At 55.4% G+C, this 13,283-nt stretch carries 21 protein-coding genes and 1 pseudogene; 4 read left to right on the forward strand and 18 right to left on the reverse strand.

The features are described from left to right. Complete coding sequence (locus FBY12_RS05215) at positions 1-600, reverse strand: hypothetical protein (protein WP_145251727.1); 600 nt, start codon at positions 598-600, stop codon at positions 1-3. A 326-nt stretch (positions 601-926) separates the two neighbouring features. On the opposite strand from FBY12_RS05215, the gene FBY12_RS05220 reads away from it, so the two are divergent. After that, positions 927-1,385 (forward strand): hypothetical protein, encoded by a 459-nt coding sequence (locus FBY12_RS05220; RefSeq protein WP_145251729.1) that lies wholly within the window; start codon positions 927-929, stop codon positions 1,383-1,385. On the opposite strand, the gene FBY12_RS05225 is transcribed toward FBY12_RS05220, so the two are convergent. The 17 genes and pseudogenes from FBY12_RS05225 to FBY12_RS05300 form a co-directional block, all read right to left on the reverse strand. Then, a complete protein-coding gene (locus FBY12_RS05225) occupies positions 1,380-1,571 on the reverse strand; it encodes a hypothetical protein (protein ID WP_145251731.1) in 192 nt (63 codons plus the stop codon). The two genes, FBY12_RS05220 and FBY12_RS05225, sit on opposite strands and share 6 nt — an antisense overlap. 162 nt (positions 1,572-1,733) lie before the next feature. Then, a complete protein-coding gene (locus FBY12_RS05230; RefSeq protein ID WP_145251733.1) occupies positions 1,734-2,234 on the reverse strand; it encodes a DUF2514 family protein in 501 nt (166 codons plus the stop codon). After that, positions 2,231-2,569, reverse strand: a complete 339-nt coding sequence (locus FBY12_RS05235) for a hypothetical protein (protein WP_145251735.1) — start codon at positions 2,567-2,569, stop codon at positions 2,231-2,233. The genes FBY12_RS05230 and FBY12_RS05235 overlap by 4 nt, the downstream gene beginning before the upstream one ends. After that, the gene (locus FBY12_RS05240; RefSeq protein ID WP_145251737.1) at positions 2,569-2,940 is read right to left on the reverse strand and encodes a chemotaxis protein; all 372 of its coding nucleotides are present in this window, start codon (positions 2,938-2,940) and stop codon (positions 2,569-2,571) included. The genes FBY12_RS05235 and FBY12_RS05240 overlap by 1 nt, the downstream gene beginning before the upstream one ends. Positions 2,941-3,169: 229 nt before the next feature. Further along, positions 3,170-3,595, reverse strand: a complete 426-nt coding sequence (locus FBY12_RS05245) for a hypothetical protein (protein WP_145251739.1) — start codon at positions 3,593-3,595, stop codon at positions 3,170-3,172. Between the two features lie 218 nt (positions 3,596-3,813). After that, complete coding sequence (locus FBY12_RS05250; RefSeq protein WP_178111718.1) at positions 3,814-4,653, reverse strand: lipid II-degrading bacteriocin; 840 nt, start codon at positions 4,651-4,653, stop codon at positions 3,814-3,816. A gap of 8 nt (positions 4,654-4,661) precedes the next feature. Next, positions 4,662-4,853 carry a Com family DNA-binding transcriptional regulator gene (locus tag FBY12_RS05255; RefSeq protein WP_145251743.1) on the reverse strand — a complete coding sequence of 64 codons (192 nt, stop codon included), beginning with the start codon at positions 4,851-4,853 and terminating at the stop codon, positions 4,662-4,664. A gap of 293 nt (positions 4,854-5,146) precedes the next feature. Beyond that, positions 5,147-5,728 (reverse strand): hypothetical protein, encoded by a 582-nt coding sequence (locus tag FBY12_RS05260; protein WP_145251745.1) that lies wholly within the window; start codon positions 5,726-5,728, stop codon positions 5,147-5,149. After that, positions 5,725-6,336: a recombination protein NinG gene (locus FBY12_RS05265; RefSeq protein ID WP_145251747.1), complete on the reverse strand. Its 612-nt coding sequence runs from the start codon at positions 6,334-6,336 to the stop codon at positions 5,725-5,727. Before FBY12_RS05265 ends, FBY12_RS05260 begins: the two co-directional genes overlap by 4 nt. After that, positions 6,333-6,920, reverse strand: coding sequence for a DUF1367 family protein (locus FBY12_RS05270; RefSeq protein WP_145251749.1), 588 nt, complete (start codon positions 6,918-6,920; stop codon positions 6,333-6,335). Before FBY12_RS05270 ends, FBY12_RS05265 begins: the two co-directional genes overlap by 4 nt. After that, positions 6,913-7,713 carry a hypothetical protein gene (locus tag FBY12_RS05275; protein WP_145251751.1) on the reverse strand — a complete coding sequence of 267 codons (801 nt, stop codon included), beginning with the start codon at positions 7,711-7,713 and terminating at the stop codon, positions 6,913-6,915. Before FBY12_RS05275 ends, FBY12_RS05270 begins: the two co-directional genes overlap by 8 nt. Next, complete coding sequence (locus tag FBY12_RS05280; protein WP_145251753.1) at positions 7,700-8,629, reverse strand: helix-turn-helix domain-containing protein; 930 nt, start codon at positions 8,627-8,629, stop codon at positions 7,700-7,702. The genes FBY12_RS05275 and FBY12_RS05280 overlap by 14 nt, the downstream gene beginning before the upstream one ends. Further along, positions 8,626-8,913 carry an HNH endonuclease gene (locus FBY12_RS27775; RefSeq protein WP_256663282.1) on the reverse strand — a complete coding sequence of 96 codons (288 nt, stop codon included), beginning with the start codon at positions 8,911-8,913 and terminating at the stop codon, positions 8,626-8,628. The genes FBY12_RS05280 and FBY12_RS27775 overlap by 4 nt, the downstream gene beginning before the upstream one ends. Before the next feature lie 6 nt (positions 8,914-8,919). Then, positions 8,920-9,213 (reverse strand): annotated as a pseudogene (locus FBY12_RS27780) (phage replication protein); the annotation flags it as partial. A 1-nt stretch (position 9,214) separates the two neighbouring features. Further along, a complete protein-coding gene (locus tag FBY12_RS05290; protein WP_145251757.1) occupies positions 9,215-10,063 on the reverse strand; it encodes a BRO family protein in 849 nt (282 codons plus the stop codon). Positions 10,064-10,194: 131 nt separating this feature from the next. Then, positions 10,195-10,815, reverse strand: a complete 621-nt coding sequence (locus FBY12_RS05295) for a hypothetical protein (protein WP_145251759.1) — start codon at positions 10,813-10,815, stop codon at positions 10,195-10,197. A 50-nt stretch (positions 10,816-10,865) separates the two neighbouring features. Then, positions 10,866-11,045 (reverse strand): Cro/CI family transcriptional regulator, encoded by a 180-nt coding sequence (locus FBY12_RS05300; RefSeq protein WP_058415369.1) that lies wholly within the window; start codon positions 11,043-11,045, stop codon positions 10,866-10,868. Positions 11,046-11,154: 109 nt separating this feature from the next. Between FBY12_RS05300 and FBY12_RS05305 the strand changes: the two genes are divergently transcribed. The 3 genes from FBY12_RS05305 (at position 11,155) to FBY12_RS05310 (ending at position 13,283) form a co-directional block, all read left to right on the forward strand. Further along, the gene (locus FBY12_RS05305) at positions 11,155-11,811 is read left to right on the forward strand and encodes a LexA family transcriptional regulator (protein ID WP_145251761.1); all 657 of its coding nucleotides are present in this window, start codon (positions 11,155-11,157) and stop codon (positions 11,809-11,811) included. Positions 11,812-11,864: 53 nt separating this feature from the next. Next, a complete protein-coding gene (locus FBY12_RS27625) occupies positions 11,865-12,029 on the forward strand; it encodes a hypothetical protein (protein ID WP_178111719.1) in 165 nt (54 codons plus the stop codon). A gap of 129 nt (positions 12,030-12,158) precedes the next feature. Beyond that, on the forward strand, positions 12,159-13,283 hold the full coding sequence (locus tag FBY12_RS05310; RefSeq protein ID WP_145251763.1) for a nucleoid-associated protein: 1,125 nt from the start codon (positions 12,159-12,161) through the stop codon (positions 13,281-13,283).

Genomic DNA, 13,283 nt, shown 5'->3' on the forward strand with positions numbered 1-13,283 from the left:
TCAGGCGTCCTTCGATAGTTCGTCCATCAAGTTTGAGAGTTCGTCGGCATCGGCAGATTTCTCTTTCTCATCCAGGCCGAATGCCTGGCGTTCCAGGACCTGGAGATTCTTCATCGCCGAGGACAACTGAAACAGTGTTTTTGAATTGCTCGGCAGCGCCACAGCAGCGAGCATTGAGGCCCGGCGCATGCCGTTGTTGTCCTCGTCTGTCTCGTCGATGATCGCGTCTTCGATCTCTTCACGGCGCTGGATGGTGCTGAGCAGGTCATCCATCAGCAGGTTCGCAAGGTTCGTGGCTTTGCGAATGTCACGGCGGTGGCTGCGAACCACCTGGGCGCCTTCCTCTGCGGCCTCTTCGATGATCTCAGCATCAAGTTCGCAGTTCGCGCCTTGGTCGTTGCGAACCTCGCCGCGAACCAGCTTGCTGCGAACCTCTTTGCGCACCTGGTCAGATAGGTCCCTCGCCCATCCTTGGACCTTGGCTTTCTTCCTGATCGCCGTGTCGCTTACGCCTTGTCGCTCAGCGATAGTTCGGATGGAAAGCGAACCAGCCCGGTAGGCGCGCTCGATTGCCTCCCAGTCGGCTTGCTTAGTTGTCATTGGAATTCCTGTGCTTGAATTAAGGGCGTGTTGCCGGTATTGGTGAGGCCATTTACAGGAGAGCAATATGTCCGACCGTTATGAAGTGAAGAGCGCAATACCGCTAGAATCTGGGTCCGTTCGCGACGGAGTACGACACTCCACTGCAGCGGTGAGAGGTTTCCAGATATTCGACAACTTCGAAAATAAGCGACTGCCCGATAGTTACATGAGCCGATCCGAGGCGCAGGATGAGTGCGATCGCCGCAACGGACGATAGCCATGTCTTTAGTGCCGCACTCACCTGCGGCACACTTCAGCCGGCGATCAAATCTTAGGAGTCGCATATGGCAGAAACTAACATTGACGAATTCGATAAAGCCGTAGGCTTGATACTGGCCAAGCTTTATCAAAGCTTTCCGATGCGGATCCTTATCGAGCCGATAATTACTGAAAGTTTGTCTCCTTTTGACCCAACGATCGATGGCTGGGACAAGCCCTACTTTCGTCAACGAGACATCTTCAAATGCACCATGTCTTGGCTGATCCAGGCCGGCTATATCTGGTCTGAAAAACAGGATGGTTTGGCTGAGCTCTCGGGTATTTTCAAAGAGTGTGTACTTTCGGCAAAAGGTTTAGAGGTTCTTAAAGCGCCGGATAGTTTGAGCGGGCTCAGCATTGGCGCTCAGCTCCAAGACGCAGCCAGAGATGGCGTTTTAAGCTCCATTAAATCGCTAACAGAAAAGGCACTCGGAATCGGGGCCAAGATGGGCTACTCCGCAGCTGTTGTCTGGGCTAGCTCATGATTGAATCATGATGCTCGTCTGCATCTGGCGTGCCCGTGCAGGAGAGGATACAACCAAACCCTGAGGCCGCCCTGCGGCTTTGGCCACGTCGATGGCCTTGGCGATCGCAATATCCAGCTCGGTCACAGCTTTATTGATCTCAGGGCTCATCGGCAGCGCATGGCGCAAGCGGGTTACATTGGTCATGCCGTCACACGAAGCTGAAGGCAGTCACGCCTAGTCCAATGATCGCAATAAGGATCCAGCCGAGATTGGATACTGCTTTGGAAGAGTTGGTGTTCGAAGCCATGGTGATTCCCTCGTCGCAGGTCGCGACACAATTTGCTGATTCGCGAAACGTGTCGCGGGTTATTTGCTCTTCTGTGCAGCGGTGTAAGCCGCCTCACAGGCGAAGCCAGCTATTCGACTTCGGTCAAGCGCCTCTGCCAGCCTTCCCGCTGTTTCGTCAGCGCTTCGACGCAGGTCGGCGAGCAGAACGGTAAGGTCGGCTCTTGTCTTGCTTCCGCTGGCAACCTCGGAAGCACAGGACTGCTGCTTGGCAATGAGGTCGGTGATTTGCTGCTGCAGGCTGCGAGCCCGGCCATCAGCAATAGCAACGGCAGCCGTAACGTGTTCAGTCCTGGCTTTCGCATCGTCGGAGACTCGGTTGATGTCTTCAGTGAGTTCGCGCTGTAGGCGCAGCGTAGTGGTCAGTGAGTTTACGCGTGCGGTTGCATTGTCGCGCTCTACCGTAATGGCTCCCCGATCGTCCTTCACGCTATCAAGGCGCAATGCCAAGTAGCCGATGGATAACGCAGCTGCCAGCACAACCCACATCCATAACGGGATCAGCTTGAGCACGGAGCTCATGGGGTCTGCCTCTCGACCGCCTCGTTGACCTTGTCGGCGGCCTTGCTTGCCGTGTCAGCTGCCTGGACGGCGGTATTAGAGGCTTCTTGTACCTTCACCGCAGCATCTTGGGTTTTCTCGGCTAGGGTGGTCAGGCGCAGGTCGCGTTTGCCCAAGGCTGCGTCGTATGCAGCGCGCACCTCGGCGAGCTGTTTGGTTTGCTCGCTGCTGGCTGACCATACACCGGCCTGAAAGCCGAGGATTAACCCGCCTGCAAGCAGCAGTGCCGCGATAACCCAAACCTCAGCCCGACGCCACCAGCGGCGAGCGATAAATTCCATTGCGCACCTGTCCATCAATTGATGCCTCCCAGCTTCACTCTCAAGCGAGCAATCTCTTCGCTCTGCGAGGTAACCGTTGCGGTGAGCTGTGCGACCTGGCTGGTGAGGGCTTCAATCTTCCCTTCCATACGCCCGACAGCTGCTGCGAGTTCGTTCCGCTCCTTGGCAAATTGATCGGCGCGGGCTTCAGCTTCCTTCCGGGCGATTCGCTCGGAATCAAGCAGCTCATTCAGCCGGCGCAGAGTGAAAATGTCGGCATTGTCCATTGCCCGATCAGCCGCATCCTTGGAAAGGAATTTCCTCAGCCAAAGGAAGGCGGCCAACAATACGGTTCCGGTACCGCCCAGCCAGGTAGCTGTGCCTGGGCCGAGGTCAGTAGGATCCATCGTGACTCCATGAATAAAAATGGCCTGCGTTGGCCGGGGCATAGCCCAAAACAGAAAAGCCCCAGCGATTGCTGAGGCCGGAATAGGTGCGCTCGTCTTTCCGAGCTGTCTGCCGAAGACGTTCACTGCGTCGACACCCTGTTGCATCGATCTCGCAGATCCAGCCTCGCCCCCCGCAGCATATGCGGCCGGGGCTGCTACTGCAGAATGATATTCCCGAAGAATGCTGCTACATCAGCTTTCGCTTAACCCTTGAAGCTGGCAGTAACAATAAAGAGAAGAAAACCATTATCGAAAAAAACAAAATACCACCCAAGATGCCAATGATTGAATCGTATGAGAACGCTGCAACGGAGAAAACCCCGAATGCAGATGTTAGGAATAACGGAAGATTCCCGATACAAAAAATAAAAGTCTGGAGCTTGGTTCGATCATCGCTTACGACTTTCCCGACTAATAATCCGATTAAAGAAACACCCCAAGAACAAATACCAAAGACCATAGTAAAAATCGCAAACATATAGGCCGCGGGAACACCGCTCGTATCTGTCAAATCGTTAGGATTTTCTGGCATCCCAGCAATCGAATACGCGAACAACAAAAATGCTGACAGCGAGATTCCCAAAGCAATAATAAACCGCTTCCAAGAGTACATTTATAGCCCACCTACCAATATCAAATCAAACTATAGGAGTTGACCAATACTAGAGGCAACGAAACGGCTCCGTCAAACTCTACCCTCGCCCCCCTTCAAAAAACCACACAAAACACACACAATCTCCACACACAAAGATCGTCATGCTAGCTTGCAGCCGGCATGACGACATCTCGAGTGAGGTCAGTAGACGGGGCTAATCCCCTGCAACATACTGATTACCGCTGAATATTGATCGGCAGAGAACCCTTAATCTCAATTTCATACTCTTTGGCGTTTGTAACCTCTTGGATTTTACGCAAAATAGTAGTGGCAGCTTCCGGAAGCGCGTTTCTGAAAGAACCCTGGTTTGCATCATACTTGTCATTATACGCGCGAGCTTCTCCATTGAAAGTGACCGCCCCGTTCTCTGACTTCGTAGCAGTACCCTCAATCTTTAGGGTGATATGCCCCAGAATCACGCCAGTATTGAACGAGTCCGCAAAAGTGTCATAAGGCACTTTGTCTATCAGAACACTAGAAGTACCGATAGGCATAGACGCTAGATGCTGATCCAAAAGTGGAATGCTTGTAACGGAGGGATTCAATCCAAGCTTGTTGATATCCATTACAACGCTATTTCCATCGCCATTGATAAAGTGGCCCAACGCAGATACTGGACCCAGATCAGTAGCAGAGACCTGACTTGATTGCGCTACAGCGTTTGCTTGAGTGACAAGCAAAGGGTTCTGGTATGCATACCACAAGGCTGCTTCAGGAGACAGGCCGGTGACGCACATATAATTGTCCGCAAAAGGCAGGATCTTAAGATCGCGGCGCATTGACTCGCCGATCATCCATTCAGCGAACTGCCCGCCATTCTTATTCATGTAAAACTCTGCTTCCGAGCATAGCTTAACAATTACCTGCCGCCACATTCCCTGCACGTAATAGTTGTTCCTGATTAGCTGCATCTGGTTCATGATTACAGCGGGGCTTTGCATAGTGCCGCCACCACTTTGATTGAGACCGGGGTAAAATGGCTCAGGAGCTGTAACAACAATTGGTGGAAGTTCCATAAAGATACCTATTGAGTCGAATGATTTGGTGCGGACAATTCCGCTTTCAAGTCGCTCAACGGCGATCGCTCGTGGCTCGAGGCCTTCACATGATTTAACGTCCCGCATCGGGAGCATTTGATCTGGAGCTCTGTAAATCCGCCCGTTCGGGCAAGAAGTCTGTTGCACTTTCCACATCTGCAATCTTTAAGCATCTGCAAAGCCTTGTCGTTTTCTGCTAGGCTCCGCCCCGCTCGCGCGAGCAGTGAGGGCCTTGGCTGGCTTGCAGGCAGGTTCTGCGATCTGGCGTCTCCTTTGGGTGTTACCGCACCCTCTGGAGTCGCCCTCTCTTTTTACGTTCCCAACAAAAAGCCCCGAACTTGTCGGGGCTTTTTTGTTTTCTTCCAGGCACAAAAAACCCGGCACAGTGACCGGGTTTGTTGAATCATCAGAGCTGGTTGCCGAAGGCAAAATACTAACTATGGAGAAATAATGCCCTCAGCCGTGCGGGAAGTCAAGCGGCCTCTTTCATCTTGTAAATCACCCCGCCAATCGGGCTCAAAGCGCGAGCGTCGATGTCGTAACAAGCATCGAAACAGAGCTGCACGAAAGGCTCCCAATCCCGCCCCCAAGCCGCGGACGGAAGCTCGATGTCGTACTCCCCTTTCATCCAGGCGCGGAACATCTCCGGCTTGATCAGCGGATCAGCATTGGCCGATTGTCCGCCTTGATGCATGTAGCGGTAACGACGGAACACGCCCTTAGCAACATATTCGGCTCGCTCCCGCTTGCTTGCGGTCATGCGCACTACTCGCGAACATGCCAAGTTGAAGACCGCAGCCTCAGCCTCCTCCCGATCATCATCTGTCGGCTCGGCCGCATACATGGCATTGCCGAAGGCCCGCAGCTGAAAGTGTAGCCGTGCAATCGCCGACTGAATGTGACCCGCCAGCGCTCCGTGCATCGCAGAGTTCGCTGTTGGGCCTCGCTCAGTACTCTGCACCACCACGCCCAGTTCAGCGGCGTCAGAAGTTTGGCCGGGGGCCGGGTTGTAGTTGCAGTCGTGCCAAGCCTGGCGCGCGGAATGGATTTTCATGCTGCTCTCCCCTTCAGCTCTCTTGTTTTTGCCCGGTAGTTGGCGGTCATCGCCTTCAACTCGTCCACGGTGTACTTTTTCGGCTCATGCGGGCCTTCCAGCCAGTCGACCTGCTCCGCGCCGATGCGCTTCACCAGTGCTATCCGGTAGTTCACGATGTTTCCGGAAAGCTGGGTGTTGCACGGCGAGCACTGGCGGTGGCAGTTCAGCGGCTCGAAGCGCAGCGCAGGGTTGCTCCCGACAGTCCGGTAGTGCCCGGCGTCGTACTTGCCCTGGTGGTGCCGGCCGCAACTGATGCAAGGCAACTCGGCATCGCGCTCGCGCACCCAGGCGTTGAAGGCCTGTTGTGTGTCTTTGAGGTGCTCTGCCCGGCTCTTCAACTTCTCCTTGCGAACCTTGATCTCGTGGCGCTCGACATCCGCCAGGGCTTTACGTGTGGCTGCCCGTCCCTTCTCTGACTGCCCGTGAGCGATGGCGCACTCGATCTCCCCGCATACGGCTTGCGAGTCGCGTGCAGGGGTGAACATCACGCGGCATGACGGGCAGCGCTTCCGGCGCGGGACGCCGGACGTTAGCGGGGTCTTGCGCTGCAGCGGAGTGCGCTTCATGCGTAACTCCCCAATTGATCAGCCGCAGAAAGTGCATCAGCTTCATTTTCAAAGTGCGCGGACAACACCAGCCGCCAGCAGGCGTTGAAGACGTCGCGGTAAAGCGGCTCGAAAGCCGTGTCATCCATGTTCGCCCAACTGATCGACTTGGCTTCTTTGCGGATCCCTTCGGGCGTATGCACCAGGTGAAAATGGCCGGCCTCGATCGTCACCCACTCCCGGAACGCCTCCCGGCTCTTGTCGACGGCCGGGAATCGTTCTGCGCGGGTCAGTTCAAGCCCGGTGACATAGGCGGCGACAGCGTCCGACAACTGCCCCGGCTTTCCGCTCTGCGCTTCGAAGAACTTTGCCAGCCCCTGAATGCCGCGCATCTCCTGGCGCGGAATCAGGCCGCCGACCGGCTCCCAGTACTCCCACGCCAGATCGAGCATCGAGAAAAACTTGCCGTGGAACTTGCCGTTGCGCATGCGGGTGAACTTGCCGTGGATGATCTGGCCTGCCTTCCACTTTTGGACGGTTTCGCGGTCCGCTTCGGTGGCCGGTACCAGGCCTTGGGCGGTGCGGATAAGTGCGAGCTCAGCCATGGGATGCCTCCTTGTGTTGCGCGGCAGCGATGGCTGCACGGAACTTACGCTTACGCAAATATGTGTCGACCCGATCAGCTTGGGCCTTCTTGAGTCGCTCGCGTTTTTGCCGGGCCTTCGCCGCATCGACGATCTGGCGCACTTCAGCGAGCTTCTCGCGTAGATGGGGTGACGGCTCCGCGTCGGAGTCTGTAATAAGTCCAGCGATGGCCTGACCATCTGTGGTGACGGGCGCGATGCGCAAGTCAGCCAGGTACTGGGTACCCGCCCGCTGGGTGATCAGTTGCATACGGACCGCTGATTCAATCGCTGTAACCCGGCGCGCCGGATCGAGCCCCAACGAGACACTCCAAGTGATTGGTTTGGCTTCAGTCCGGGCAGCGGACACTAAGCGCTCGTAGGCGCTGTTGAACGCCATCCGGGCACCGACCACATCCCGGCGACTCAAGACTGGTTGTGCCGCGACCATCGCTTGGCGAATCTCGGCGGTCATCACGACTGTTTCGGATTCGTCGCCTGCGGTCAGTGCGATCGCCCAGGCTTCGTCTTTGCCCGGACGGCCATCGGAGGCCTGGACTCGTTGCAGAATGTCGGCCATGGACAGACGGCCTTTCACCTCAAGCCGGCAGGCCTTCAGCGCCGCTTTGACGACAGGCACCGAGTAAGCGCAAAGGTCTTCAGCCATCATCGCGGCAGTGCCTGGGTTCATTTCCTGCCCCATAGCCTCGGCCGTGGCGATGATTGCGGAGGCAAGCCCGGCGACTTGGGCGTCGTTCATTTCAGAGGTATTCATTGCGCTCTCCCGCTTGGCGCCTGGCCAGGACCAATTGCGCGGCCTGCTCTGCTGCGGACAGGTTCGCTTCGGTCCGCTCCATTTGGCGGGCCGTTGTCCCGTTGATGCGCTGACCGGTGACCCACTGTGTGTGGTAGCTCTCGGCGTTGGCCAGCAGCTCGTTGAGGCTGTGACATTTGCGCAGCACGGCGGCATCACTGGTTTTCAGGAAGTGGGCGGCGACGTGGTGGGCGACATCAGCACCAAGGCGGCTGACAAGCTGACCGAGCTGGCCGCCGACCTTTGCGTTCCACACCGGCCAGGTGCCGTAACGCTTACGGTAAGCCATGGCGTAGTTCGCCCAAATCTTGAAGGTTTTGCAGGTCTGGTCTTTGGGGCCCGGCATATCGGCGGGAATCTCGACACGGGGAGTATCGGTGCGGTCAACCACCAGCACCAAGCCGCGGGACTGAACCGGCGCGACCTCGGCGGGAGCCGGGGGTGCAATTGGTTCAATGACCGGTTCCATGACTGGTTCAAGAGAGTTACTGATTCTGGGTGCAACTGCTGCACTACCCCCTGGTGCAGGAGATTCACTAGGGGGTGAACCTGCTGCACTACCCGGGTGAATCTTCTGCACTACCCCTGGTGCAGGGGGTGCACCACCACCATCGAGGGTGAGGAAGTAAACGTTCGACGAATTCCCCTTTGGTCCACCCTTCCGGATCTCCTTGCGCAACAGTCCCGCCTCACACAGAGCGGTGATGTGGTTCATGACAGAGCGCTTGCTGATCTCGCACTGGTCGGCAATGTGCTGATAGGAGGGCCAGCACTCGCCTACGTCGCTGGCGTTGTCGGCCAACTTGATCAGCACCAGCTTGCGCAGCGGATTACCAACGCGAAGCTTCATTGCGGCAACCATAAGGCCCATGCTCATGCTGCACCTCCGGCGAACGCGCGGAAATCAATCGCACGCACGCCCTTCCAGCTATTGCAGGACATGCAAAGGGTCTGGAGGTTGCCCAATGAAGCCTCTCCACCTTGGCTTTCAGGTACGACGTGATCGGCCCTCAAGCGCATCAGCACCGAGCAGCCACAGCGCAAGCACGCGTGACCGTCGCGGGCGAATACCAGAGCACGCAAGCCAGAAGGGATTGGTTTCTTTTTCGTCCTGCGCCGGGGCGGGAGGACCGGCGGTTGGTGCGCGGTGACGTGGCCCATACGGTCCGGGTTCCACTCACAGCCTTTTTCGGTGAGTCGGAATGCTTCAGGGCGAAGCTCAATCAGGCCGGCCTCTTCCAGGGCCTTCAGCATGCGGTAAGCGGTGTCCGTTTTATCAGTGAGCAGCGGCAGCTCCTCGATGATCTTGGCCTTGCTCAGCGCGAAGAAGATCCCGTCATCAGTCTTGATTGGCTTGGTCCAGCTCGGGCAGCCGTAGACGAAGGCGAACAGCAGGGCCTGCTGAGAATTCAGCCCCCACTCGAGCGCCTTCACCTGGTTAATCGTGACGGTGTATTGCATGTCAGGCCTTCCCGACCTTAGCGGCCAATTCAAGGAAGCGATCCACGTACCAATGAGGCTGCGTCTCGCGGGGGCATTGAGGACTTGTGAGGTTCTTGCCGTAGGCCATGCCCTGCTCGGTCACGGACCAAAAGTCGACCATCTCCTGCTTGGAATTTTTGCGCTGCAGGACCTTGAGGAAGCCATGGGCCTCAAGTGCAAGGTTGAAGGCGCGCGCGGTGCTGGCGATGGCGTGATCTTTGATCAGGGCGGTAATTGCCTTGGTCGGCATGGAAGAGCCACCAGCGGCATCAGGGGCGGCATCCACCGCATAGCCTGGAAGGAACTTGGCGTCCAGGCCGTTGCTTGCCGCGATCTTGGCCAGCATCAGCATCTTGCTGGAGTTGGCAGGCTTCAACAGGCGGTCGAAGCATTCCAAAATGGCAAGCTCGCCGACGATCTTGGAGTTGTTTGGACCCTGGGCAGAAAAGGTGCCGGTCTTACGGATACTCGGCAGCACCTGCCCGACCACCCACTCTTCAAACTTCTCGGCGGCCGGCAGCTTGGACTTCATCACCAGCCGGTACAGGTCCCGCTCAGGAATGATGGTCATGAAACCACCACCCTGTTTCGGGGTAGTGGTCGCAGCCTTGCAGTGACGGGCCACCGCGTTCTCCGGTTTGGAGTAGCCGAGGGCGTCAGCGACGTCGCGCGCAACAAACCACGGATCGCCGAGCCTGTCGGTGATGACCCGGATTGCGGCGCCGTCGAAGTCGAACGGAATCACTGCTGAATTGCGCGCCACGTTTTCAGATTGCGAAAAACGTGGCGCGAGATTGGTAGATCTATTGATATGTGGCGGGGTTTGCATATAATCGGCCTCACAAAAGTGTTATCGAATTAGCCGACCTCGACCGTCGGCTTTTTTGTGCCTGGGCTTCAGATCCGCTTAATTCATAGTGCGAACCCGATGGGCACCGATTTCCGCGCATGCGCGGGAAATCAGGAAACAGATTTCAAATTTCGCTGGACCGAAGCGAGCAATTGCTCGGCACGGCGCCCCAGCTCCCCCGCCTTCGCTTCAACCTGGCGGCACTGCTTGGCGAATGCCGGTAGGTGCGGCAGGTCCTGCTCGCACATCACCTGGTCGTCAAACACTTCGCTGCCGGTGTCGATCACATCGCCGAGCGCACGGATCAGCGCGCCGAAGCTTTTGTTGGCGCATTGGTCGCTGGTCATCTGGCGGGCGCCGGTCAGCCCGTGGCGGCTCGCCAGTTCGTTCACGCAGTGGTCGCGGAATTCAGGCTCAAGGGCGTTTACCCACGACTCTTCCAGCCAGGACGGCATTTCCTGATCACCGGACAGCCAGCGCTGAACACGCTTGAGCCAGCGGCCGGTAGCCTTAATGAACTCGCCCACGTCGTTCAGGCGAGCCAGCTCTTCGAAGTCCGGGACTTTCGCGTCTTTGATCTTCGCGGCGGGCACGGTCAGGTAGATCTCACGGCTCAGCGCCTGGGCGAAGTCGTCCTGGCTCAGACTGGTGCGTGCGATCTGATTTGCAGCGTGGGCGACCAGCACCTGATCACGGGTTTGTACGGTGTGTCTGGAACTGGACGTTTGCATGGGGACTGCTCTCTTCTAATCTAGCTTCAATGGAACGGCGGACAGGGATGTCAGGCGGCCTGAGCCTTCTTTGCTGCCTTGAACTTTCCTTTGGAAAGGACCTGAATCTGGTACTGCCGGGATTCGGGAATAGTTTCCCCCCACATGGTCACGGCACTTGGGCGAATACCCAGGGCCAATGCCAGCTTTGTCTTGCTGCCGAAGAATTCGGCGACTTCATGCGTATTCATTTCGCATCCTCGTTCGACTCTGGCGCAATTTCAGCATGCTTAAGTTATCGAGTCAACGGCGTTTTCTGCCTACTGCATGCTTAAATTCAGTTAACTTAATATTGGGTCCATGGAAAGACACGAACGTATTGCCCGAGCCATACAGCTCAGCGGGAAAAAGAAAGGGGAAATTGCAGCGCTCTGCGGTGTTGCGAATTCGGCCGTCACTCAGTGGATTACCGGTGAGAGTAAAAGCCTCAGGCCGGAGAACCTTTACGCCCTAGCGAAAGCGACCGGTTTCCAGGCTGAGTGGCTTGCTATTGGTGAGGGTGAAGAGCGCGAGGCTTCAGAATCGAACGTCTCCCCCGCCGCGCAACCCACCAAATCATTCCGCTACCCGGTAGTGAGCTGGGTTGCCGCCGGCGCCTGGGCGGAAGCGGTGGAGCCTTACCCAGCCGGAATCTCGGACACCTACGAGTTCTCAGAGTACGACTCCAAAGGCCCGGCGTTCTGGCTGACGGTCAAAGGTGACTCGATGACGGCGCCCGCCGGTCAGAGCATCACCGAGGGCACTCTGATCCTAGTGGACACTGAAGCGGAGGTTGCACCAGGTAAGCTGGTCGTGGCAAAGCTCCCGGACAGCAACGAAGCGACATTCAAGAAGCTGGTGAGCGACGGTGGCCGATTGTTTCTCAAACCGCTAAATCCGAGCTACCCCATTGAGGCTGTCGACGAAAACTGCCGGATCGTGGGCGTGGTTGTGCAGGCGCTTCAAAAATTCTACTGAGTATGGATAGCGCCCCACCCGGATGATGCCCGGCGGGATTTACAAGGAATGTAATGGCACTGATCGAGTTCTTCCTCGGCGCTTTGAGCGCCCTCTCCATCTATGAGCCATACCAAAAGCCTCGCAGGGTCTTTACGCGGGGATTTGTCATGTTTTGCGTGCTGGTTGCAGTGGTTGAGCTGATAGCGCTGAACCACTTCTATGGCGCGCGCGGATGAGGCGTACCGGACGGGGTGGGTGTAGTTCGTGAACACGGACTATGCTAGACGAAAAATTGGGCACAAGCTGATGCGACAAAACATAATTAAAACAAACACATACTGACCACACCATAAAAGGGAATTTTCATGGCATTTGAGCTAATACATGTCGTAATACACTCTTTCGAAAAAGAGAAGGGTGTAACGACTGTCGACAAATCAAAAACAGTTATTAAGCCTTTATTCGACCCCAAAATAGGTACGCTTACGTCTCTTACTGAAGGGATCAATAGCCTTTTAGGGAAAAAAGGAAATAATGTAGTTTGGGGTCAATTTAGCTCTGATAACAGAGAAGGCTTGTTTCCAGAAGAAAACCAAAAATTTACTAAAAATATCAACTCCTCCAACTTTGAATTATTAACTCACGTAGCAATCAACGAACTTATTAACCAAGCTTCGGATGAAATTTTCGCTACGGGAGGACACACCCTCTTTGCATATTATATGAGCGATGCAATACCATTCATTCTAATAGCAAACATTAAACAACGAGACGGGCTGCGCTTGGGGGCAGACTACATACCGATAACCAGTGTTGATATCGACATGAGCAAAGTCCACCAGGCTTGCAGGATAAATTTAGCTCGGTATTCTGAATCTGTGCTTGATGACAGTGACGATGAGGAAGCTTGCGAAGCTGACAAGACGTATCTGTGCTTTATTAGTAAAGGCAGAGACAGTGAAGCATCTGCTTATTTCATCAAAGCTTTGGGCTGTACACCCGGCATCGCGTCGACTAGGGCGACTGGTAATGCCATAGACGTTATTGAAGATTTTTTTCGAGACAATAGTGACCTAGCGCCATTCAGCGCCCAAGCTAAAGATAATGTAATTGCCTACTTATCTAAAAAACATAAGGACAATGAAAAGGCTACCATACAAGGGCTTCAAACTGCAGCCTCCTCTGCTATACCTCCAGAACTATCCGATCTTGCAGAGCAATTAGAAACATTATCTGAAGTACTTAACTCTGAAGACTCAAAAGTTCCCGAGGAGTTCTCGGTGAGCAAAACCATACTCGATAAGAAAACAAAAATTAAAGGCAAGTCTAATCGCTGGTCAGCACAGTTCGATAGAAGCGCACTAGGGACTAGTATTGATAGTGTTATATGCTACAATGAGGCTGACGGAAAATTAATATTTTCAGATATACCGGAAGATATGAAAAAGCACATTGAAGCTGAAATAATTAGTCGGAACCAAAGCAGGTAA

The sequence above is a fragment of the Pseudomonas sp. SJZ131 genome, from assembly GCF_007828705.1.
GTDB classification, from domain to species: Bacteria; Pseudomonadota; Gammaproteobacteria; order Pseudomonadales; family Pseudomonadaceae; genus Aquipseudomonas; species Aquipseudomonas prosekii.